The organism is Staphylococcus sp. HMSC62D11 (assembly GCF_001839145.1).
GTDB classification, from domain to species: Bacteria; Bacillota; Bacilli; order Staphylococcales; family Staphylococcaceae; genus Staphylococcus; species Staphylococcus lugdunensis.
This window is the reverse complement of record NZ_KV840198.1, coordinates 1-1,131: the sequence shown is the minus strand read 5'-3', so window position 1 is coordinate 1,131 and position 1,131 is coordinate 1. Positions and strand designations below refer to the sequence as shown.

The window sequence follows — 1,131 nt, the reverse complement described above, 5'->3', positions numbered from 1 at the left end:
TATCACTTGGATAATTTGGTACTGTCACTGCTTTTTTAACTTCGTCTGCTGTCGTTGGCGTACCAAATGGTTTAGTAATTGCCTTAGTAGATGGTTCATATTTATCTTTGTCTGGTTGTTCTTTTACTGTTACTGGTACATCCACATGGTCTTTTGTACCATCTGGGTATGTCACTGTTACTGGTACTGTGTATGTGCCCGGTGTTTGACCATTCGGTAATGTACTTGGATTATCTACTGTTACTGTTGGTGTGCCTTTTGAGCTTGGATAATCCGGAACAGTCACTGCTTTGGTTACATCATCTGCTGTTGTTGGTGTGCCAAAGTCTTTTGTGACCGGTGTTACTTTTGGTTCGTATTTATCCTTGTCTGGTTGTTCTTTCACTGTTACCGGTACATTCACATGATCTTTTGATCCATCTGGGTATGTCACCGTTGCTGGTACTGTATATGTGCCAGGCGTTTGACCATTCGGTAATGTACTTGGATTATCTACTGTTACTGTTGGTGTGCCTTTTGAGCTTGGATAATCCGGAACAGTCACTGCTTTGGTTACATCATCTGCTGTTGTTGGTGTACCAAAGTCTTTTGTGATTGGTGTTACTTTCGGTTCATATTTTCCGCTATCTGGATCACCAACTTTAACTGGTACATTTACGTGATCTTTTGTACCATCTGGATATGTCACTGTTACTGGTACTGTGTATTCTCCTGGTGTTCTACCGTTCGGTAATGTACTTGGATTATCTACTGTTACTATTGGCGTTCCTTTTGAACTTGGATAATCTGGCACGGTTACTGCTTTTTTGACTTCATCCGCTGTTGTCGGTGTACCAAAGTCTTTTGTGACTGGTGTTACTTTTGGTTCGTATTTATCTTTGTCTGGTTGTTCTTTCACTGTTACCGGTACATCCACATGATCTTTTGTGCCATCTGGGTATGTCACCGTTGCTGGTACTGTAAACGTTCCAGGCGTTTGACCATTCGGTAATGTACTTGGATTGTCTACTGTTACTGTTGGTGTGCCTTTTGAACTTGGGTAATCTGGTACTGTTACTGCTTTGGTTACGTCATCCGCTGTTGTTGGTGTACCAAAATCTTTTGTGACTGGTGTTACTTTCGGTTCATATT

1 protein-coding gene is annotated in these 1,131 nt (G+C 41.5%); it reads right to left on the bottom strand.

Annotated features, from left to right (window positions below; genetic code table 11):
• Nucleotides 1–1,131: Rib/alpha-like domain-containing protein (locus HMPREF3267_RS10260; protein ID WP_256323869.1), on the bottom strand; the 1,131-nt coding region annotated here is incomplete at both ends.